This is a genomic window from Celeribacter baekdonensis, assembly GCF_003047105.1.
Classification (GTDB): domain Bacteria; phylum Pseudomonadota; class Alphaproteobacteria; order Rhodobacterales; family Rhodobacteraceae; genus Celeribacter; species Celeribacter baekdonensis_B.
Map to the genome: position 1 here is coordinate 3,001,769 of NZ_CP028475.1, position 20,536 is coordinate 3,022,304.

Here is a 20,536-nt window from a genome sequence, read left to right on the forward strand (position 1 = left end):
AAATCTCCCAAAGGGCTTTCATTTAATCGCTCTTGACAGACTCTATGTTTATGAGTGAGCATTGGTCCATGAAGTGAGCAAATGCTCAATTCGTAAGGGAGGATACCATGAATACGACATTCCGCACCCTCATGGGGGCGTGTGCTCTTGCTGCAGTGTCAGCGGGCGCTTCTGCCGAGACCATCACTGTGGCGACCGTGAACAACGGCGACATGATCCGCATGCAGGGTCTGATGGATGATTTTTACGCCAAACACCCGGATATTGAGGTCGAATGGGTGACCCTTGAGGAAAACGTGCTGCGTCAGCGCGTGACCCAAGATGTTGCCACCAAAGGCGGCCAATTCGACGTGATGACCATCGGCACCTATGAGGTTCCGATCTGGGGCGAACGTGGGTGGCTCGTGTCGCTCAATGATCTGCCGGACAGCTACGACATCGACGACATTTTGCCCGCGATCCGCGATGGTTTAACGGTGGATGGCAACCTCTACGGTGCGCCGTTTTATGGCGAAAGCTCGATGGTGATGTATCGCACCGACCTGATGGAAAAAGCCGGGCTGAGCATGCCGGACGCCCCAACGTGGGATTTCATCAAAGAGGCCGCCGCGGCGATGACCGACAAAGACGGCGAAGTCTACGGCATCTGTTTGCGCGGCAAAGCGGGCTGGGGCGAAAACATGGCCTTCCTGACCGCCATGTCCAACTCGTTCGGTGCCAAGTGGTTTGATATGGATTGGAAACCGCAATTCGACTCGGAAGAGTGGAAAACCACGCTCAACTTCTACCTCGATCTGATGAACAACTACGGCCCTCCGGGCGCATCCGGCAATGGGTTTAACGAGAACCTCTCGTTGTTCCAGACCGGCAAATGCGGCATGTGGATCGACGCCACGGTTGCGGCCTCTTTCGTGACCAATCCGAATGACTCGTCCGTGGCTGACAGCGTCGGCTTTGCCCTTGCACCCGACAACGGGCTTGGCAAACGCGGCAACTGGCTCTGGGCGTGGAACCTCGGCATTCCGGCGGGCACCCAAAAAGTCGACGCAGCGAAAGCCTTTGTCGAATGGGCCACCTCGAAAGAGTACACCGCTTTGGTCGCCTCGAAAGAAGGTTGGGCCAACGTTCCTCCGGGCACACGTCAGTCGCTTTACATGAACGAAGAGTATCAAAAAGTGCCGTTCGCGAAAATGACGCTGGAAAGCATCCTCTCCGCCGATCCGCAAAATCCGACTGTGGATGACGTGCCCTATGTCGGTGTGCAATTTGTTGCCATCCCTGAGTTCCAAGGTCTCGGCACTGCCGTGGGTCAACAGTTCTCCGCCGCATTGGCCGGGCAAATGTCGGCAGATCAAGCACTTGAGAACGCTCAAAAACTCACAGAACGTGAAATGATGAAAGCTGGCTACATCAAGTAAGCCCGCCACGTTTTACGCTTCTCCCAGTGGCGGGCCGGTTGACGAAAACCGGCCCGTCCATATCCCTCACGCAGACACCGAGGCACCCCATGGCCACGAAACATTCTCGCGCCAGCGCCCGGATTATGATCTCGCCCGCAGTGCTCTTGCTGCTCGGGTGGATGCTGATCCCGCTCTCCATGACGCTCTATTTCTCCTTCCTGCGCTACAACCTGTTGATGCCGGGGATGGAGGAATTCACCGGGCTGACCAATTACAAATACTTCCTCACCGATCCGGCGTTTTTTGCCGCGCTGACCAATACGATCCTTTTGGTGTGCGGCGTGCTTTTGGTGACGGTGATTGGCGGCGTGCTTTTGGCGCTCTTGCTCGATCAGCCATTTTTTGGCCAAGGCATTGTGCGCATTCTGGTCATCGCGCCGTTTTTCGTGATGCCGACCGTTTCCGCCTTGGTGTGGAAAAACATGTTCATGAACCCGGTGAATGGGCTGTTCGCGCATCTGTTCAAATTCTTCGGGCTTGAGCCGTTTGATTTCCTCGCCCAGGCGCCCTTGGCGTCGATCATTGGTATTGTGTCTTGGCAATGGTTGCCTTTCGCGACGCTCATCCTGTTGACCGCGTTTCAGTCGCTTGACCAAGAGCAACTGGAAGCCTCAGAAATGGACGGCGCGCCCTGGATCAAACGGTTTTGGTTCATCATGCTGCCGCATCTGTCGCGCGCGATCACCGTGGTGATCCTGATCCAAACCATCTTTTTGCTCTCGGTTTTCGCAGAAATCCTTGTGACCACCAACGGCGGTCCGGGCACAGCGTCAACCAACCTCACCTACCTCATCTATATGCAATCTCTGTTGCAATTCGATGTGGGCGGAGGCTCCGCCGGTGGCGTCGTTGCCATCATTCTCGCCAATATTGTTGCGATCTTCCTGATGCGGATGATCGGCAAAAACCTCGACGCGTAAGGAGGCGATCATGGCACGTTCCGTTTCGACCAACCGCAAACTCGTCACCACATTCTTCGCCTGGGCTGTCGGTCTCGCGATCTTCTTTCCGATCCTCTGGACGATCCTGACCTCGTTCAAAACCGAGGCACAGGCCATCTCCGATCCACCGATTTTCTTCAATTTTCACTGGACCTTGGAGAATTACGTCACCGTGCAAGAGCGCTCAAACTACTTCCGCCACTTCTGGAATTCGGTGGTCTTGTCCGGCGGTTCAACGTTGTTGGGGCTGATCATCGCCATCCCCGCCGCATGGTCCATGGCATTCGTGCCCTCACGCCGGACCAAAGATATTTTGATGTGGATGCTCTCCACCAAAATGTTGCCGCCAGTGGGGGTTTTGGTGCCAATGTACCTGATCTTCCGCAACCTCGGCCTGTTGGACACGCAAATTGGTTTGGTCATTGTTTTGACCCTGATCAACCTGCCGATCATCGTCTGGATGCTCTACACTTACTTCAAGGAAATCCCCGGCGAGATCTTGGAAGCCGCACGGATGGACGGGGCGACATTGCGTTCGGAAATCCTGTACGTGCTGACGCCCATGGCGATCCCGGGCATCGCCTCGACGGTGCTTTTGAACATCATCTTGGCGTGGAACGAGGCGTTTTGGACGCTCAATCTGACGGCTGCCAAAGCCGCGCCGCTGACCGCGTTCATCGCCAGCTATTCAAGCCCTGAAGGCCTGTTTTACGCCAAACTTTCGGCGGCCTCGACAATGGCGATTGCACCGATCCTGATCATGGGCTGGTTCAGCCAAAAACAACTCGTTCGCGGCCTGACCTTTGGCGCTGTGAAGTAAAATATCGACAGAAGGAGCGGCCAAATGGGACGCATTACACTTGATAAAGTCAGCAAGGCTTTTGGCGATGTCGAAGTCATCCCGCCACTGGATCTGACGATTGAAGACGGCGAATTCGTGGTCTTTGTCGGGCCCTCAGGCTGTGGCAAATCCACGCTCTTGCGCCTGATTGCCGGGCTTGAGGATGTCTCTGGCGGCGAGATCCGCATCAACGGTCAGGACGCCACCCAAACGCCTCCGGCCAAACGCGGTCTGGCGATGGTGTTTCAAAGCTATGCGCTTTACCCACATATGTCGGTGCGCAAAAACATCGCCTTTCCGATGCGCATGGCCGGGATGCCCAAAGACGAACAGGACAGCCGGATTGAAGCGGCTGCCAAGGCGCTCAACCTCACCGATTATCTCGACCGACGTCCGGGGCAATTGTCCGGTGGTCAACGGCAACGGGTTGCGATTGGTCGCGCCATCGTGCGCGAACCGGATGCGTTTTTGTTTGACGAACCGCTGTCCAATCTGGACGCAGCCCTTCGGGTCGGGATGCGGTTGGAAATCTCTGAACTGCACAAACGCCTGACCACAACCATGGTCTACGTCACTCACGACCAAGTCGAAGCGATGACCATGGCCGATAAAATCGTTGTGCTGCAAGCGGGGCGGATCGAACAGGTCGGCTCGCCGATGGAGCTATACCGCACACCGCGCAACGTCTTTGTTGCGGGCTTTATTGGCTCGCCGAAGATGAACCTTTTGACCGGCCCTGAGGCGGAAAAGCACCGCGCCACCACCATCGGCATTCGCCCGGAACATATCGCGATCTCACCGGATGCGGGCGCATGGAAAGGCACCGTTGGCGTGTCGGAACACTTGGGGTCGGATACGTTTTTCCATGTCACGGTTGAGGGGTTCCATGATCCTCTGACCGTGCGAGCCTCGGGCGAAGTGGCGCTCTATTATGGCGACACGATCTATCTGACGCCGGATCTTGCGCACCTGCATCGGTTTGACGCAGAGGGGCTCCGCATCGCATGAACAGGCTTTCAGGAAAAACCGCGCTGATCACTGGCGCGGCGCGTGGTATCGGCTATGACTTCGCCAAAGCCTATGTGGCGGAGGGCGCGCGGGTCGCCATCGCCGACATCAACATCACCCGCGCGCAGGCCGCGGCAGCGGAGCTGGGAGAGGACGCGATCGCCATCGAGATGGACGTGGCCTCGCAAGACAGCATTGACGCGGCGGTTGCGCAGGCGGCCAAAGCGCTGGGCGGGATCGACATCCTGATCAACAACGCCGCGCTGTTTTCTGCCGCGCCCTTGGTCGAAATCACCCGTGACGATTTTCACCGGCTGTTTGACATCAATGTCGGCGGCACGCTGTTCACCATGCAGGCGGTCGCCAAACACATGATCGCGCGCGGCAAGGGCGGCAAGATCATCAACATGGCGTCGCAAGCCGGACGGCGTGGCGAGGCGCTTGTCGCCACCTATTGCGCCACCAAAGCGGCGGTGATTTCGCTGACCCAATCGGCGGGGCTGAATCTGATTTCCCATGGCATCAACGTCAACGCCATCGCCCCCGGCGTGGTCGATGGTGAGCATTGGGACGGGGTGGATGCGTTCTTTGCCAAATATGAGGGCAAACCCTTGGGCCAAAAGAAAAAAGAAGTCGGAGATGCGGTGCCGTATGGCCGGATGGGCCGGGCCTCTGATTTGACCGGAATGGCCATTTTCCTTGCCTCAGATGAGGCCGATTACATTGTCGCCCAGACGTATAACGTCGATGGCGGCCAGTGGATGAGCTGAGGTCAAGATGAAGACACTTTCAAACGCAACGCTTGCCTCTTTGCCAGATGGGATCACGGTTCCGACCTATGATCGTGCGCGCCTGTCGGCAGGGATTGTTCACATCGGTCTGGGCAATTTTCACCGCGCACATCAGTCGTGGTATCTGCATCGTTTGATGCAACAGGGCTTGGCGCATTCTTGGGCTATCATTGGCGCGGGGGTACGGCCCTATGACGAAGAGATGCGGCGTAAATTGGCGGCGCAGGATTACTTGAGCACGCTGATCGAACTCGACCCGAACGGGTCGTCGGCTGAGGTGGTCGGTGCCATGATCGACTATGTGCCGATCGAGGAAGGCAACAGACCCCTGATCGAACGGATGGCCCAGTCGGACATTCGCATTGTGGCGCTGACGGTCACAGAGGGCGGGTATTTCATTGACCCTGCGACCAAAGGCTTTGACGCCAGCCATCCCGACATCCTCCATGACGCGGCCAATCCCCGGCAACCGCGCACGGCCTTTGGGGCGATGGTCGCCGCTTTAAAACTGCGCCGGGATCGCGGCATTGGCCCGTTCACCGGGCAATCCTGTGACAACCTGCAAGGCAATGGGCATGTGCTGCGGCAAACGGTGGTCTCATTGGCGCGCCTGTCTGACCCGGAGCTTGCGGATTGGATCAACACGCATTGCACCTTTCCGAATGCCATGGTCGATTGCATCGTGCCCGCGACGGGACCAAAGGAAATCGCGCTGGCTGAGGGGTTTGGCATTGAGGATGCCGCGCCGGTCAGCCACGAGAATTTCCGCCAATGGGTGATCGAAGATGAGTTTTGCGCCGGACGCCCGGATTGGGACCGCGCGGGCGCGACGTTTTCCGAGGATGTTCATGCCTATGAGACGATGAAAATCCGCATTCTCAATGGCGGTCATCAGGTGATTTCCGACCCTGGAGAATTGCTGTCTGTCGAGACGATTTCCGGCTGTATGGAGCACCCGCTGATTTCCGCGCTGTTTGAAAAAGTTGAGCGCGAGGAGATCATGCCGCATGTCCATGCCGTGCCGGAATTCACGCCCGAGGCCTATGTCGATCTGATCAAGGCGCGGTTTTCCAACCCGAAAATCATCGACACCACCCGTCGCGTGGCCTTTGATGGCTCTTCTCGGCATCCGGGCTTTATCGTGCCCTCGATCCGCGATGGTTTGGCCAAGGGCACGCCGGTCAATGGTCTTGCGCTGGTTTCCGCGCTCTGGGCGCGCTATTGTTTTGGCACCCGTGAAGACGGGTCGGAAATTGCGCCCAATGATCCGTTCTGGGCCGATCTTACTTTGAAGGCGGCTCAGGCGAAATCTGACCCGAGGGTCTGGTTGTCGATGCGCCATATCTATGGCGATTTGAGCGAGGCCCCGCGGTTTGCCGAGGCCTTCGTCCATTGGCTGACGCTGATTTATCGCGACGGCACTGAGGCCGCGATCTCCGCCTATCTGGCAGGGTGAGCGCGCAACACGCGCACCAGATTTGCCAAGGTAAACAACAGGGCCGCCACGCAAACGATGGTTGGCCCTGTTGGCGTATCAAAGGCAAAGGCACCTTCGATCCCGCCAAAAATCGCGATGCCACCGATCACCATGGCAATCACCGCCATGCGTTCGGGTGTGCGCGCAAAAGGGCGGGCGGCGGCGGCGGGGATCAACAACATGGCCGCAATCAACAGGGTGCCAACCACTTTAATCGCCACCGCGACCACAAGAGCAAGCGCCAGTGACAGGATCAATTGTTCGCGTTTGGGGGAGATGCCAGAGGCCATTGCCAAATCCGGGTTCAGCGTCGCGGTCAAAAGCGCTGACCAGCGCCAATACAAAAGCCCGCTGACCAAGGCGGCCCCGACCCAGATCACCGCCAAATCGCTCCGCCCTACGGCCAAAATATCGCCGAACAGATAGGCCATCAAATCGACCCGCACGCCATGGACAAAGGACACGGCGACAAGGCCAAAGGCCAAGGAACTATGCGCCATCACGCCCAAGAGCGTATCCATGGCAAAGCCGCGGCCATTCAGGCTTGAGACCGCCAAGGCCATGATCAGCGCCACAACCAAAACACCGGCGAAAATTGACACGTTGAACGCCAGCGCCAAGGCGACGCCGAGAATGGCGGCGTGGGCCGTGGCGTCGCCAAAATAGGCCATCCGCCGCCAGACCACGAAACAGCCCAAAGGGGCCGCTGCAATCACAAGGCCAAGGCCCGCAAGGATGGCACGGACCATAAAATCGTCGAGAAGGCTCATGCGCTTTGGTCCTCATGTTGAGGCGCGTGGGCCTTGTGGTCATGATCACAGGTATCATGGCTATGGCTGTGTTCATGGCGGTAAAGCGCCAGCGCCCCATGAGTTCCGGTGCCGAACAGCGCGTGGTATTCCGGGGCAGAGGCCACATGTTCGGGGGTACCGTGGCAACACACATGGCCATTGAGGCAAATCACCCGATCCGAGGCCGCCATGACGACATGCAATTCGTGGCTGACCATCAAAATGGCACAGCCCTTGTCGCGGCGCACCGTTTCGATCTGGGTGTAAAAATCCGCCGATCCGGGTTGATCAAGGCCCTGGGTGGCCTCATCCAAGATCAATAAATCAGGTTTTGAAAGGAGCGCGCGGGCCAGCATAACGCGCTGAAATTGCCCACCGGAAAGATCCGTCATTTGGTGATGACAGAGATGTCCTGCGCCCGCATCGTGAAGTGCCGCGTGGGCATCATCATCGCTGACACGTTTGGGCAGCGACAAAAAACGGCGCACCGTAAGGGGCAGGGTGGGATCAATATGCAGCTTTTGCGGCACATAGCCTATTTTCAGCCCTTTTTTGCGCAAAACCGTACCGTCGGAGGGCTTTATCGCGCCAATGATGGTTCGCAAGAGCGTCGATTTTCCCGACCCATTCGGCCCGACGACAGTGACAATCTCGCCGGGCTCCAATGCCAACGACACATCTTCCAACACTGCCCGCCCGCCAAGGCGCACATTGACATTTGCAAGGGTGATCAGGCTCATTTGTCGGCCTTTTCACGACAGTTTGGACAGATGCCTTCAGCCTCCAAAACTGCGCGTTTGATGGTGAAGCCGGTGGTCTCTGCAATCTGGCTGAGCAGGCTGTGGGACGGGTCGGTTTCCGCCTCCGCCACGGCATGGCATGTGGTGCATATGAGGAACGCGGGCGTGTGCAATTCATTGGGGTGGGCGCAGGCGATAAAGGCATTCAGGCGCTCGATTTTATGCGCCAAGCCATGTTTGGTCAAAAAATCCAACGCGCGGTAGGCCACCGGCGGTTGCGCGCCAAACCCCTCTTCGGAGAGCCGTGCCAACACGTCATAGGCACCAAGCGCGCGATGTTCTTCGAGCAAGATGCCAAGAGCGCGTTTGCGCACAGGCGTCAGTTGCAATCCGGCGTCGCGACACATCCTGTCGGCGGCGGTGATGGCGTCACTGATGCAATGGCTGTGATCGTGTTTGGCAAATCCAACGGTGTTCGGGTCCATGGCGCGGTCTTTTCTGTGAATCTGGCTGTGAGGGCTTGATATGTTATAGCATGCGCTTTATCAAGACGCTTGATGTAATAACATAACGCTTGAGGCTATCATGACCCTTCGCCCCTCCCTCTTTGCTTTGGCACTTTGCTCGACCGCCACAGTGACCGTCGCCATGACGGCCACAGTCGCACAGGCCGAGGTTCCGAGTGTCGTCACCGATATCGCTCCGATTCAATCGCTTGCAGCGCTGGTCATGGGGGATCTCGGGACGCCTGTCGCGCTGATGCGCCAAGGGGCCTCGCCGCATGATTACGCTCTGCGCCCGTCTGATGCAGCGGCGTTGCAATCCGCCAATCTGGTGCTTTGGACCGGACCGGAGCTTGCGCCTTGGCTGGCGGAAATGGTCGCCAAGGTTGCACCGGATGCCGTGTCTGTTCCGTTGGCGGAACTTGATGACGCTGTTGAGTTGCCGTTCCGCGAGGGGGCGACGTTTGAAAAGCATGTGCACGGGGATGATGAGCACGGGGAAGATGCGCATGACGATGATGCAGATCACGACGATCACGATACGCATGATGACCACGCACACGATGACCACGCACACGATGATCATGCAGACGATGATCATGCAAATCATGACCACGCGGGCGAAAGCCATGATCCACACAGCTGGTTGGACCCGATGAATGGCCGAATTTGGTTGGGCGAGATCGCCACGCAACTGGCGGCGCTCGACCCGGACAATGCCGAAACCTATCGCGCCAATGCCATCACGGCTCAGACGCAGATGGACGCGATGATCCAAACCATCTCCACCGAGATGGCACCTTTGCAGGATATGAACTTCATCGTCTTCCACGATGCCTACCAGTATTTCGAAAACCGGTTTGGTCTCTCTGCCGCTGGGGCGATTTCTTTGAGTGATGCCTCGGCACCAAGCCCCGCGCGCATCCGAGAGATTCAGGACGTGATCAAAGCGCAGAATGTCACCTGCGTGTTCTCCGAACCACAGTTCAGTTCGGCTTTGGTCAAAACCGTCTTGGACGGCACCTCGGCCAAATCCGCCGTGATCGACCCGCTCGGCGTTGAAATCACCCCCGGTGCAGGGTTTTACGGGGATTTGATCACAGAGGTCGCGGCGGCTTTTGCCAGCTGCGTCGGAGAATAGTAAAAAAAGGGCGTGGCGCAGAGGGTCGCGCCCTTGTTTGACTGGCCTCGGGGATTTACATCCCAAGGCATGAAGACACGCATCCCCTTTCTCAACACCCCTCCACGGGTCAATGTTCTGCGTCTCAATGGCGCGATCATGACCCGTCAGGGCGGATTGAATGACCAAAGTCTCGCCTCTTCCATTGAACGCGCCTTTCGCAAAGGCAAACCTGTGGCCGTGGCGCTGTCGATCAACTCGCCCGGTGGCTCGCCGGTGCAATCCTCGCTGATTGCCGCGCGGATCACGCGGTTGGCAAAGGAAAAGGAACTGCCCGTTTACGCCTTCGTCGAAGATGTGGCGGCCTCGGGGGGCTATTGGTTGGCCTGTGCTGCCGACAAGATTTTCGTTGACCCAAGCTCGATTGTCGGCTCCATCGGCGTGATTTCGTCGGGATTTGGCTTTGATCAATTGATCGCCAAACATGGGGTTGAACGTCGGGTGCATACCTCTGGGCGTTCTAAATCCATGCTGGACCCGTTCCGCCCGGAAAATCCCGATGACGTGGTGCGGCTCAAAGCGCTGCAAGAAGAGATACACCAAGCCTTTATCGCCCATGTCACCGCTGCGCGCTCTGAGCGGTTGAGTAAAGAGGTTGAGCTGTTTGATGGCTCCTTCTGGACCGGCAATAAAGGCGTGGAGTTGGGACTGGCCGATGGGATTGGCCATTTGGTTCCGACGCTCAAAGACGTCTACGGCGAGAAACTCCGCCTGTCGGTCTTTGGCCCAAAACGTCCGCTGCTGCGCCGATTTGGGGCCGAACTATCGGCGGGCCTTGCCGCGTCTGTTGAAGAACAGGCGCTTTGGTCACGGTTCGGGCTCTGACATGGTGTTTAAAATCATCACGGTCTTTTTGATCTTCATGATGGTTCTTGCCATTTTCGGGCGCTTGCGCTTTCCCGGGCAAGACAAGCTTAAAAATATGAAATGCCCGCGCTGTGGGCGCTATAAAATTGGCAAAGGCGCGTGCGCCTGCGGGAAGGGCAAACCCTGATGGATTTTGTGAATGCGATTGCAGGGCTGGTTCTGTTGTTGGTGGCGGGCGATGTTTTGGTGCGTGGCGCGGTGAACCTGTCCTTGCGGCTTGGTGTGCCAGCTCTGATCGTCTCGCTGACCATTGTGGCCTTTGGCACCTCCGCGCCTGAGCTTTTGATTTCGGTCTCTGCCATTGCCGACGGCGTGCCCGGTCTGGCGCTGGGCAACGTGATCGGGTCGAACACCGCCAATATCCTGTTGGTTTTGGGCATCCCGGCAATGATCACAACGCTGCATGTGATCGACAATTCAACCCGCGCTTCTTATCTTCAAATGCTTGCTGCAACAGTGTTGTTCATCCTGCTCGCGCTGCGTGGTGAGTTTGATTGGATCGCTGGTGTGATCCTGTTGGCGGCGTTGGTTGGTATGCTGGGCCATGCGGTCTATCAGGCGCGCTGTCACCGGGTTGCGACCAAGGAGGCGGCGTCCCTTGCGTGCGAACCCACAGAGGTCGAAGGTGCCGATCCTGATATGCCGTGGTGGAAGATCATCACCTTTTTGATCCTCGGTTTGATCGGCCTGCCGATTGGTGCACAGCTTTTGGTGGATGCCTCCACCAATATCGCCCGCGCTTATGGCGTGTCTGAGACGGTGATTGGTCTGACGTTGGTGGCGCTGGGGACCTCTTTGCCGGAGCTTGCCACTACGGTGATGGCCGCACTGCGCAAACAGGCAGATGTGGCTTTTGGCAATGTCATTGGGTCGAATATGTTCAACTTGTTGGGCATTATCGGCATCTCAAGCCTCATTGGCAAAATCCCCGTCGATGTCGAAATCATGAAATTCGACATTTGGGTGATGTTATCTGTGTCGGTTCTGCTTGGGGTTTTCGTCCTGCGGCGGGTCAATATCACACGGCTCTGGGGCATTGTCCTTTCCGCCCTATATGTCCTCTACGTTTTGGCTGTGCTGAACTAGAGGAGAGGACGATGGCTTTGAAAAAAGCGCTTGTGACGGGCGGGGCACGGCGGCTTGGCCGGGCCATTGCGCTGTCACTGGGGCAGGCGGGCTATGACGTTGCCGTGCATTATCACCGTTCAAAAGACGAGGCCGATGCGGTGGTGGCCGAGTTGCAGGCGATGGATGTGCGAGCCGAAGCGATTCAGGCTGATCTTTTGGCTGAGGCCGAGGTGCAAACCCTTGTCCCGCGTGCGATTGAGGCCCTTGGTGGTCCGCTGACGCTTTTGGTCAACAACGCCTCTGTGTTTGAGCCCGACGAGATCGACACCACCACGCGCGACAGTTGGGATCGGCATTTCGAAAGCAATCTGCGGGCGCCGTTCGTGTTGATCCAAGCCTTGGCCGGGCAGGCCCCCGATCCGATCATCGACGAGGCAGGCCATCCCATCGCGCAGGCGCTTGTGGTGAATATGATCGACCAGAGGGTGCGCAAACTCACGCCGCAGTTCATGTCTTATACGTTGGCCAAATCCGCGCTTTGGACCCTGACACAAACGGCAGCGCAGGGTCTTGCTCCACGGGTGCGGGTCAATGCCATTGGTCCGGGGCCGACCCTCAAAGGTACACGTCAGTCTCCCGAAGGCTTCGCCGCTCAACAGCAGGCCACGCTTTTGCGCCGGGGATCTGCGCCCTCTGACGTGACCGCAGCGCTTGCCTATTTCACCACCTCTGATGCGGTCACCGGACAGTTGATCTGCGTGGATGGCGGGCAGCATTTGGCATGGGAGACGCCGGATGTTTTGGTCTCCGAGTGATCCAAATCAAACGGGTTCGACAAAAGTTTTGCACGGGCCGCGGATTTGTTTCAACTTTGTTACCAAAATGTAAATAAATTCAATGATTTGCAAGGTGTTTGAAAAAATAATTAGCAAAAACAGTCGCTTGGAAAAATGATCATTTTTTGTGCATTCTGGCGAACCAGCCCGTTTTCAAAGGAAAACTCCCGTTCACGAAAAGTTATAAGCACAGTTATCCACAGAAATGGTGGATGAGTTTCCTCTTGCCCTCAATACGATAAGGTTGCAGCCAGAGGTAGGAATCAGACAAAGAGCCCCATGAGCGAAAAAGACGACATATCCACCCTGAGCGACCCCCACAAAGACGTCCCGCGCGGTCACACCGTGATCGAGGGCTATCTGCGACTGTTGGACGGCTCTCCGGGCGTGTACCGGATGCTCGATCCCGATCACCGGGTGCTCTATGTCGGCAAGGCCAAGCACCTGAAAAACCGGGTGTCGAACTATGCGCGGCCAAGTGGCCATTCCGCGCGCATCGCCAAAATGATCTCGGAAACGTCTCAGATGATGTTTCTGACCACGCGCACGGAAACAGAGGCGCTGCTGCTTGAACAAAACCTGATCAAGCAACTCAAGCCGCATTACAACGTGCTGTTGCGCGACGACAAATCTTTTCCGAACATCCTCGTGACCAAAAATCACGACTTTCCGCAGATCACCAAACATCGCGGTGCCAAGTCCAGCAAAGGGGCCTATTATGGGCCCTTCGCCAATGCGACGGCGGTCAATCGCACGCTCAATCAGTTGCAAAAGGCGTTTTTGCTGCGCACCTGTGCCGACAGTGATTTCGCCAATCGCACCCGGCCTTGCCTACAATATCAAATCAAACGTTGCACCGCGCCCTGTGTGGGCAAAATCTCGAAAGAGGATTACGCTGCACTGGTGAATGACGCCGAGCGGTTTCTTCAGGGCAAAGATTCCGGGATGCAAAAGCGCCTCGCAGAAGAGATGCAAGCGGCGTCTGATGCGATGGAATTTGAGGTGGCTGCTGGTCTGCGCGACCGTATCCGCGCCATGACCCAAGTTCAGACCGCACAGGGCATCAACCCGCGCACCATCAGCGAGGGCGATGTGATCGGCCTGCATATGGAAAGCGGGCAGGCCTGTGTTCAGGTGTTCTTTATCCGCGCCCATCAAAACTGGGGCAACCGCGACTTTTATCCGAAAACCAATGGGGCCGAGGCCGAAGAGGTGCTCAGCGCCTTCATCGGTCAGTTCTATGATCAAAAAGATCCGCCGCGCCAAATCATCCTGTCGCATGACCTTGAAGAGCGGGAACTGATCGAAGCGGCGCTGTCGGAAAAGGCCGGGAAAAAGGTCGAAATCCTTGTGCCGCAACGGGGCGAAAAGGCCGAGATCGTTGCGGGGGCTGTGCGCAATGCCCGCGAAAGTCTGGGTCGTAAAATGTCGGAAACGGCGGCGCAGGCCAAACTTTTGGCCGGGGTCCAGGCGGCGTTTGATTTGCCAAACCTGCCCGCCCGCATTGAGGTCTATGACAACTCCCATATTCAGGGGGCGCATGCGGTGGGCGCGATGATCGTCGCAGGTCCCGAAGGGTTCATGAAAAACCAGTACCGCAAATTCGACATCAAAGGCGATGAGATCACGCCGGGTGACGATTTTGGCATGATGAAAGAGATGCTGACCCGCCGTTTCAAACGGCTGCTCAAAGACGACCCGGATCGCAGCAAAGGTCTGTGGCCCGATCTGTTGTTGATCGACGGTGGCGCGGGGCAGGTGTCTGCCGTGCGTGAAATCATGGTGGAGCAGGGGGTCAATGACATCCCGATGGTTGGCGTCGCCAAGGGCATTGATCGCGACCAGGGCAAAGAGGAATTCTACCGCACGGGCAAGCGGCCCTTTGCGCTGCAACGTAATGATCCGGTGCTGTATTTCATTCAACGCCTGCGTGATGAAGCGCACCGTTTTGCCATCGGTACCCACCGTGCCAAGCGGTCCAAAGCGATCTCGGCCACGCCGCTCGACGATGTGCCCGGCGTTGGTGCCACCAGAAAACGTGCGCTTTTGGCGCATTTCGGCTCGGCCAAGGCGGTGTCATTGGCCAATCTCTCGGACCTCAAAGCCGTCACTGGCATTTCCGAAACCATCGCCCAAACCATCTATGACTTCTTCCATGAACAGCGCTAAGCGGATAAAGAGACATCTATGACCTGGAACATTCCCAATATTCTCACTGTGTTTCGCCTGCTCTGCGCTCCCGGCGTGGCGCTGGTGTTTTTGATCTTGCCGCGCCCGTTGGCGGATTGGGCGGCGCTGATCCTGTTTGCCTCGGCCTCGATCACCGATTTCTTGGATGGGTATTTGGCGCGCAAATGGAACCAAATGTCAAAGTTTGGTACGATGTTGGACCCGATTGCCGACAAGGCCATGGTGGTCACGGCCCTTGCGGTGTTGACCATGTTGCATGGCATCAACACGCTGATTGTTATCCCAACCGCCTTTATCCTGTTGCGCGAAACCTTTGTCTCTGGGTTGCGCGAATTTTTGGGCGACACGGCGGGCACATTGAAAGTCACCAAACTCGCCAAATGGAAAACCACGGCACAAATGGTCGCAATCGCGGTGCTGTTTGGCTATGGCGCGGTGGATTTTGCACCGCTGTTCACCTTTGGGATTTTCATCCTTTGGATCGCGGGGGCTTTGACCGTGCTGACCGGTTGGGATTACCTCAGCAAAGCCATGCCCTATTTGCGAGATGACCATGACGCTTAATCTGCTTTATTTCGCATGGGTGCGTGAACGCATCGGGGAGCCGCGCGAAACGGTTGAGACCACAGCGGAGACGGTGATGGATCTTGTGCGTGAGCTGAAAGCCCGCGAGCCACGCTATGAGTTGGCCTTCTCCGATCTGGCTTCCCTAAGGGTGGCGTTGGATCAGGAATTGGCAGAGTTTGACGCACCGCTCGCAGGTGTGCGCGAAGTGGCGTTTTTCCCGCCGATGACGGGCGGGTGAGCATGTCAGAGACACTGCGCATTTCGGTTCAGGAGCAGGATTTCGACCTCGCAACAGAACTCAATGGTTTTGGACGTACGCCCAACACCGGCGCAACCGTGACGTTCACCGGGCTGGTGCGCGACGACACGGGCACGTTGGACCACATGGAAATCGAACATTACCCCGGCATGTGTGAGGCCGCGATCCGCAAGATCGCCGACGAGGCCGCACGCCGTTGGACGCTCACCGATTGTGTTGTGATCCACCGCTTTGGGCGGCTTGTTCCGGGGGAACAGATCATGATGGTCGCCACTGCCGCAAGGCATCGCTCAGAGGCCTTTGCCGCCGCTGAATTTTTGATGGACTATCTCAAATCCCGCGCGCCGTTTTGGAAAAAAGAAGTCACGCGCGACGGGGCCGAATGGGTCGCCGCCAAGGGCAGTGACGAGGACGCGCTGACCCGTTGGTAGGCGCGTCACAGAGAATGAGGGTCAGACTGCGCTGTGTTTTTCGATATAGGCGCGCAGCTCTTCGGCCTCTTGCCGCGCTTCGCGTAGCCCGTCCATCGCCGCACGCAGTTCCGCTTCGGTCTGGTTTTGTTGATTGATCAGATCCGATTCACGTTGTTGGTAATAGGCGATCGCTTGGTCGCGGACCTCTTCGGCTTCGTGAAGCTGCTGCGCCATCGTGTCGAGATCGCTCATTTCGCCTTGGCCAACGCGCACAAAACGGTGGATCAGCCAATGCGCAAACCATCCCATCAAAAAGGCGATAAACAGCACGATTGCCGTGGCGATGATCAATTCAATTCTGTTCATTCGGTTGTTCCGTCCGTTGTCTCGCCCGCAGTCTCATCGACGGCGGCCTCAGGGGCCGCCTCGGTGGGCTCATCTGTGGCACCTGCGCCATCTTCAGTCGCGGCTTGTTCGGTCTCATCGCCAATGAGTTTGAACTCAATGCGTCGGTTCGCCTCACGGCCCTCTTCGGTCGCATTGTCGCCAATTGGATTGGCCTCGCCATAGCCCTTGGCGGTAAAGCTCACCCCGGCCACACGCCGCATCAAAAGCCCGTCCAAAACGGCGTTTGCGCGTTGCGCTGATAGGTTGAGGTTCATTTCCTCACCACCCTGACTGTCACTATATGCGCCGATTTCCATTTCGACGTTTTCGCAGTCTTTCAGCGCCTCGGCAATATGGTCCACCGTCTCATTGGCGGCGGGGTTCAACTCCGTGGACCCCGGATCAAACACGATCTTTGAGGCCACCAAAATTTGGTTCGCGTTTGCGACACATTCCGCTGGCGTCGGCAGGTTCAGAACCGGATCGAGTTTGCGGATATAGTCGACGGAGATGTTGAAGTTCTGCCCCTCGCCCAATTTCTCTGACAACAGTCCGGCGATGGCAGCTTTGGCATTTGGATCCCCGGTTTGGCCACGCACATCAACGGTGTTGGCGGTCATGGTGACGGAGCCTTGGTTGAGCTTTGAGAGCGCTTCAATGGCGGCCATGGCGCGCACGGACCAGCCCACGGGCAAGCTGTCGTCCACGCGCATTGCCGAATAGACGGATTGTGCGCCAAAGGCGGCGCTGGCCAAAGCTTCGGTGGCCAATCTGCTGCGTTCATCTGCGATCCGGCCGCGCAATTGGGTCTGGCCTTCGGGCGAGCGCGTCACGGTGAATTCGGGGCGGGCGTTTTCTGCCTCTGCCACTTCTGGTTCGGGCAAAATGCTGTGCAAGGTGAAGGTCGGCGGCAGGTCCGCTTCCAATTCCCCAACCACTTTGTCAAACAGCGATTCAGAGATGCCTTGGGTCGCGATCAGGCTGACATCGCCGTCCGAGAAAGTGACCGATCCGCTGCCCAATTCTTGTAGCGCGCGCATCCCGGTTTCGACCGCTTGCGCCCATTGCGCCGAAGGCGCGCCAAGCCCGATGGTGCAATTTGGGTCAACGATGCCTGCGGCGCGCGCTGCGGCGGTGATCCGGGCAAGACCTTGCGGGGTTTCGGCGGCGCAGGCGTCAAACCGCGGGCCAGTCTCATCAATCAAAAACCGCACGGTGAACGGCGTGATCACCGGGCGCGGTGCCGATATTTCAATCGTCACGGGAATGGACTTTGGCCGTTCCGCTTTGAGGGATTTCTCAAAAGATGCCTTTTGCGCCTTGCTGTCTGCAAGGGCTGTGACGGTGATTTTGTCGGCGGCCAAGGAAATTTTGGAGCGCGGCAAAAGGCCGATGGCCTCTAGGCCAAACTCCATTGCTGCATCCCAGTGCTCGGGGCTTGGATAATCCGCCTTTTCGAGAAAATCAGCGATCGACCCGGTGCTTCCGGCCTTTTTCAACAGGTCAATGAATTTCGGATGATCCCAAGACGACGGCACCAGTCCGATCAAAGAAATGCCATCGTCATTGCGCAGGATTTCGATGGAAAAGCGCGGGGCCGGGATGGCCTCTTTTTGGACCACGCTCATCACATTCATCACCCGCGCGGGGTCGACCACATGGCCTGCGGCCCTCTGTGCGGCCAATTGGGTTTGCTCGTCGGGAGCGATGCCTGTCAGGACAATTTGCAACCCATCGCCTTGAACATCCACCCAATCATAACCGCGCAGGTTCATTTGGTTTTCAACCGCATGGGTCGACGTCGTTTCAATCGTGCGGGCGCCAATGGCGGCGGCGGCCAGACTTAGGACGGCTCCGGTGAGAATGGCGGCGAGGATGGGTAAAAACTGTGTAATCCGCATGGGCTGCGCTGGCCTATTTATTCAAATTGGCCTTTGTCTTAGGGGCATATGGCCTTTGCTGCAATCAAAGGAACACAGATACGGCAAGAAACAGCGCAGCCAAAAGCCCCGTATCGCGGTTGGAACGGAACAGTTTGAGACACATGTCCGGGTTTTCGGTGTCAAGTTTGGTCATTTGCCACGTCATATGAAGCCCCATCGCCCAAGGTGCGCCCAAGGCGACGACAAGCGCCAAAACCGAGCGGTCCACAAGGGCCTCAACCACGCCCGCCCCCATCAACACAACGGTGATGACCAAAAACCGTCTGAGCCAAAGCGCCGTGTTGTCGCCAAAGAGCCGGGCGGTGGATTTGACGCCGATCATCGCATCGTCGTCTTTGTCTTGGTGGGCGTAGATCGTATCGTAGAAAATCGTCCACGCGATCCCGGCGAAATAGAAAAAGAACGGAGCGGCGCTCAGGCGACCGGACACGGCAGCATAGGCCAAAATCGCGCCCCAGTTGAAAGCGATGCCCAAAAACACCTGCGGCCACCAGGTAAACCGTTTGGCAAAAGGGTAGATCATTACGGGGAGGAGGGAGAGGAACCCCAGCGCAATCGCCAGCTTGCCAAAACTCAACAGGATCACAAGCGCGATCAGAGTTTGGAGCACCATCCAGATCGCCGCTTGTTTGACGGTGACTTGGCCCGAGGGGATCGGGCGGCTTTTGGTGCGCTCGACTTTGCCGTCAAAATTGCGGTCTGAGATGTCATTCCATGTGCATCCGGCGCCACGCATCAACCACGCGCCCAAAGCGCAGCCGATCATGATCCACAGCGTGCGCAGCCCAAACGTTCCGGTTTCCGCCGCCGCCAACAACGCCCCCCACCAACAGGGGAGCAGGAGCAACCAGGTGCCAACGGGCCGATCCGCCCGTGAGAGGCGCAAATAGGGCCGGGTCCATGCGGGCGCATGAGTATCGACCCAATTGCCTTTGACAGCGTCAAAAACCTGTCCACTCGTCTCTGGTGCTTTTGGTGTGTCGATCATATGTTTGCTCCATGAGCCAAGAACAGTTTCAGGCGAAGATCCGCCTCTATGTAGATCACCCTCTGGCCGAGGGGCAATCCATTCCTCTGGAGAGGGATCAGGCGCATTACCTTTTTGGGGTGATGCGACAGGCGGAGGGGTCGTATGTCGCGCTGTTCAATGCGCGCGATGGCGAATATGTGGCGGAGATCACGCAGGCGGGCAAACGCGGCGGGGAACTGACCTGTCGGGTGCAAACCAAACCGTTGCAACTGCCGCCCGATCTCTGGCTGTTGTTTGCGCCGATCAAAAAGGCGCGCACTGATTTTATTGTCGAAAAGGCCACCGAGATGGGCGCAAAACGCATTGTGCCCGTGCAGACCGAGTTTACCAATTCGGAGCGCATTCGTCAGGATCGGTTGCAAGCTCATGCCGTTGAGGCGGCTGAACAATGCGGTGGAACCTATGTGCCCGAAGTGGCTGATCTGCACCGATTGGACCGGATGTTGGCCGAGTGGGACCCGGAGCGCCAGATTATGTTTTGCGACGAAAGCCTCGTGGGCGCGGCCGAAGCCCTGGGCGATGTCAAAGGTGGCAAATGGGCGATTCTGATTGGCCCTGAGGGCGGATTTTCCGACGCCGAGCGCAAACGCCTGCACGCGCTGCCTTTTACCCATGCCGTCTCCCTCGGTCCGCGCATCTTGCGTGCAGACACCGCCGCCGTCGCCGCTTTGACGGTCTGGCAAACCCTCCTTGGAGATTGGTCCTGATGCGACCCGAGGTCAAAGCGATGCTGTGGCGCTGGCGCGAGGTTGCCGTGGCGCTCGCCGTTGTGGCGCTTTTGGGCTGGTGGGCGGTGTCCTCTTTTGGCGTGATGCGCTGGATCGCCTTGGGATTTACCGGACTGGCTGTTGTTTTTGCGGTGGCTGCCGTGCAGCGCGCGCGTTTTGCCCATAAGGGCGATGGTTATGGCTCGGTCGAGGTGGATGAGGGCGTGGTCAGCTATTTCACCCCCTACACCGGCGGGCAGGTCGAGATTGACGCCATGACCTGCGTGACCTTGCTCCCGGCCCTCAAAGGTCCGGCGCATTGGCAATTTGACGCGCCCGGACAGGCGCCGCTTTTGATCCCGCTGGATGCGTTTGGGGCGGATCGGTTGTTTGACGTCTTTGTTACGCTTGATGGGATTGAGACCGAAAAAATGCTGCGCCAAATCAAACAGACGCCTGATCATCCGGTTGTGATCTGGCGGAAACGCACAGCGCTTCTGCGCTGAGATGCGAACCGAATGATGGCCTTCGCATTGA

22 protein-coding genes are annotated in these 20,536 nt (G+C 57.6%); 16 read left to right on the forward strand and 6 right to left on the reverse strand.

Annotated elements, in window-relative coordinates; genetic code table 11:
• The first annotated feature begins 107 nt into the window (after positions 1-107).
• From DA792_RS18415 to DA792_RS18440, 6 genes are all read left to right on the forward strand, one after another.
• Complete coding sequence (locus tag DA792_RS18415) at positions 108-1,418, forward strand: ABC transporter substrate-binding protein (protein WP_107721858.1); 1,311 nt, start codon at positions 108-110, stop codon at positions 1,416-1,418.
• Between the two features lie 89 nt (positions 1,419-1,507).
• The gene (locus DA792_RS18420) at positions 1,508-2,380 is read left to right on the forward strand and encodes a carbohydrate ABC transporter permease (protein WP_107721860.1); all 873 of its coding nucleotides are present in this window, start codon (positions 1,508-1,510) and stop codon (positions 2,378-2,380) included.
• A 10-nt stretch (positions 2,381-2,390) separates the two neighbouring features.
• Positions 2,391-3,221 carry a carbohydrate ABC transporter permease gene (locus DA792_RS18425; RefSeq protein WP_107721862.1) on the forward strand — a complete coding sequence of 277 codons (831 nt, stop codon included), beginning with the start codon at positions 2,391-2,393 and terminating at the stop codon, positions 3,219-3,221.
• 24 nt (positions 3,222-3,245) lie between these two features.
• The gene (locus tag DA792_RS18430; protein WP_107721864.1) at positions 3,246-4,250 is read left to right on the forward strand and encodes an ABC transporter ATP-binding protein; all 1,005 of its coding nucleotides are present in this window, start codon (positions 3,246-3,248) and stop codon (positions 4,248-4,250) included.
• Positions 4,247-5,020: an L-iditol 2-dehydrogenase gene (locus DA792_RS18435; protein WP_107721866.1), complete on the forward strand. Its 774-nt coding sequence runs from the start codon at positions 4,247-4,249 to the stop codon at positions 5,018-5,020. Before DA792_RS18430 ends, DA792_RS18435 begins: the two co-directional genes overlap by 4 nt.
• Before the next feature lie 7 nt (positions 5,021-5,027).
• On the forward strand, positions 5,028-6,497 hold the full coding sequence (locus DA792_RS18440) for a mannitol dehydrogenase family protein (RefSeq protein ID WP_107721868.1): 1,470 nt from the start codon (positions 5,028-5,030) through the stop codon (positions 6,495-6,497).
• Here DA792_RS18440 and DA792_RS18445 read toward each other — a convergent pair.
• The 3 genes from DA792_RS18445 to DA792_RS18455 are packed head-to-tail and all read right to left on the reverse strand — an operon-like array spanning position 6,482 to position 8,534.
• Complete coding sequence (locus tag DA792_RS18445) at positions 6,482-7,288, reverse strand: metal ABC transporter permease (protein ID WP_107721870.1); 807 nt, start codon at positions 7,286-7,288, stop codon at positions 6,482-6,484. The genes DA792_RS18440 and DA792_RS18445 overlap by 16 nt on opposite strands.
• The gene (locus tag DA792_RS18450) at positions 7,285-8,049 is read right to left on the reverse strand and encodes an ATP-binding cassette domain-containing protein (protein ID WP_107721872.1); all 765 of its coding nucleotides are present in this window, start codon (positions 8,047-8,049) and stop codon (positions 7,285-7,287) included. Before DA792_RS18450 ends, DA792_RS18445 begins: the two co-directional genes overlap by 4 nt.
• On the reverse strand, positions 8,046-8,534 hold the full coding sequence (locus DA792_RS18455; RefSeq protein ID WP_107721874.1) for a Fur family transcriptional regulator: 489 nt from the start codon (positions 8,532-8,534) through the stop codon (positions 8,046-8,048). The genes DA792_RS18450 and DA792_RS18455 overlap by 4 nt, the downstream gene beginning before the upstream one ends.
• A gap of 100 nt (positions 8,535-8,634) precedes the next feature.
• Here DA792_RS18455 and DA792_RS18460 point away from each other — a divergent pair, with 100 nt between their 5' ends.
• The 8 genes from DA792_RS18460 to DA792_RS18495 all read left to right on the forward strand — a co-directional run bounded on the left by DA792_RS18460 (position 8,635) and on the right by DA792_RS18495 (position 15,950).
• Positions 8,635-9,693 (forward strand): zinc ABC transporter substrate-binding protein, encoded by a 1,059-nt coding sequence (locus DA792_RS18460; RefSeq protein WP_107721876.1) that lies wholly within the window; start codon positions 8,635-8,637, stop codon positions 9,691-9,693.
• 69 nt (positions 9,694-9,762) lie between these two features.
• The gene (locus DA792_RS18465) at positions 9,763-10,557 is read left to right on the forward strand and encodes a S49 family peptidase (RefSeq protein ID WP_107721878.1); all 795 of its coding nucleotides are present in this window, start codon (positions 9,763-9,765) and stop codon (positions 10,555-10,557) included.
• Between the two features lie 168 nt (positions 10,558-10,725).
• The gene (locus tag DA792_RS18470; RefSeq protein ID WP_107721880.1) at positions 10,726-11,685 is read left to right on the forward strand and encodes a calcium/sodium antiporter; all 960 of its coding nucleotides are present in this window, start codon (positions 10,726-10,728) and stop codon (positions 11,683-11,685) included.
• A gap of 11 nt (positions 11,686-11,696) precedes the next feature.
• Positions 11,697-12,482: an SDR family oxidoreductase gene (locus tag DA792_RS18475; RefSeq protein WP_107721882.1), complete on the forward strand. Its 786-nt coding sequence runs from the start codon at positions 11,697-11,699 to the stop codon at positions 12,480-12,482.
• A 300-nt stretch (positions 12,483-12,782) separates the two neighbouring features.
• Entirely contained in the window at positions 12,783-14,672 is a 1,890-nt protein-coding gene (gene uvrC / locus DA792_RS18480; protein WP_107721885.1) for an excinuclease ABC subunit UvrC, read from the forward strand.
• 18 nt (positions 14,673-14,690) lie between these two features.
• Entirely contained in the window at positions 14,691-15,257 is a 567-nt protein-coding gene (pgsA, locus tag DA792_RS18485; RefSeq protein ID WP_107721887.1) for a CDP-diacylglycerol--glycerol-3-phosphate 3-phosphatidyltransferase, read from the forward strand.
• On the forward strand, positions 15,247-15,498 hold the full coding sequence (gene moaD / locus DA792_RS18490) for a molybdopterin converting factor subunit 1 (protein ID WP_107721889.1): 252 nt from the start codon (positions 15,247-15,249) through the stop codon (positions 15,496-15,498). Before pgsA ends, moaD begins: the two co-directional genes overlap by 11 nt.
• A gap of 2 nt (positions 15,499-15,500) precedes the next feature.
• The gene (locus DA792_RS18495; protein ID WP_107721891.1) at positions 15,501-15,950 is read left to right on the forward strand and encodes a molybdenum cofactor biosynthesis protein MoaE; all 450 of its coding nucleotides are present in this window, start codon (positions 15,501-15,503) and stop codon (positions 15,948-15,950) included.
• Between the two features lie 21 nt (positions 15,951-15,971).
• On the opposite strand, the gene DA792_RS18500 is transcribed toward DA792_RS18495, so the two are convergent.
• The 3 genes from DA792_RS18500 to ubiA form a co-directional block, all read right to left on the reverse strand.
• A complete protein-coding gene (locus DA792_RS18500; protein WP_107721893.1) occupies positions 15,972-16,298 on the reverse strand; it encodes a hypothetical protein in 327 nt (108 codons plus the stop codon).
• Positions 16,295-18,220 carry an OmpA family protein gene (locus DA792_RS18505; protein ID WP_107721895.1) on the reverse strand — a complete coding sequence of 642 codons (1,926 nt, stop codon included), beginning with the start codon at positions 18,218-18,220 and terminating at the stop codon, positions 16,295-16,297. Before DA792_RS18505 ends, DA792_RS18500 begins: the two co-directional genes overlap by 4 nt.
• A gap of 64 nt (positions 18,221-18,284) precedes the next feature.
• Complete coding sequence (gene ubiA / locus DA792_RS18510) at positions 18,285-19,250, reverse strand: 4-hydroxybenzoate octaprenyltransferase (protein WP_107721897.1); 966 nt, start codon at positions 19,248-19,250, stop codon at positions 18,285-18,287.
• Between the two features lie 11 nt (positions 19,251-19,261).
• Between ubiA and DA792_RS18515 the strand changes: the two genes are divergently transcribed.
• Together DA792_RS18515 and DA792_RS18520 are read left to right on the forward strand one after the other, a co-directional pair.
• The gene (locus DA792_RS18515) at positions 19,262-19,999 is read left to right on the forward strand and encodes a 16S rRNA (uracil(1498)-N(3))-methyltransferase (RefSeq protein ID WP_107721899.1); all 738 of its coding nucleotides are present in this window, start codon (positions 19,262-19,264) and stop codon (positions 19,997-19,999) included.
• A complete protein-coding gene (locus tag DA792_RS18520) occupies positions 19,999-20,505 on the forward strand; it encodes a hypothetical protein (protein WP_254679309.1) in 507 nt (168 codons plus the stop codon). The genes DA792_RS18515 and DA792_RS18520 overlap by 1 nt, the downstream gene beginning before the upstream one ends.
• Positions 20,506-20,536 lie beyond the last annotated feature (31 nt).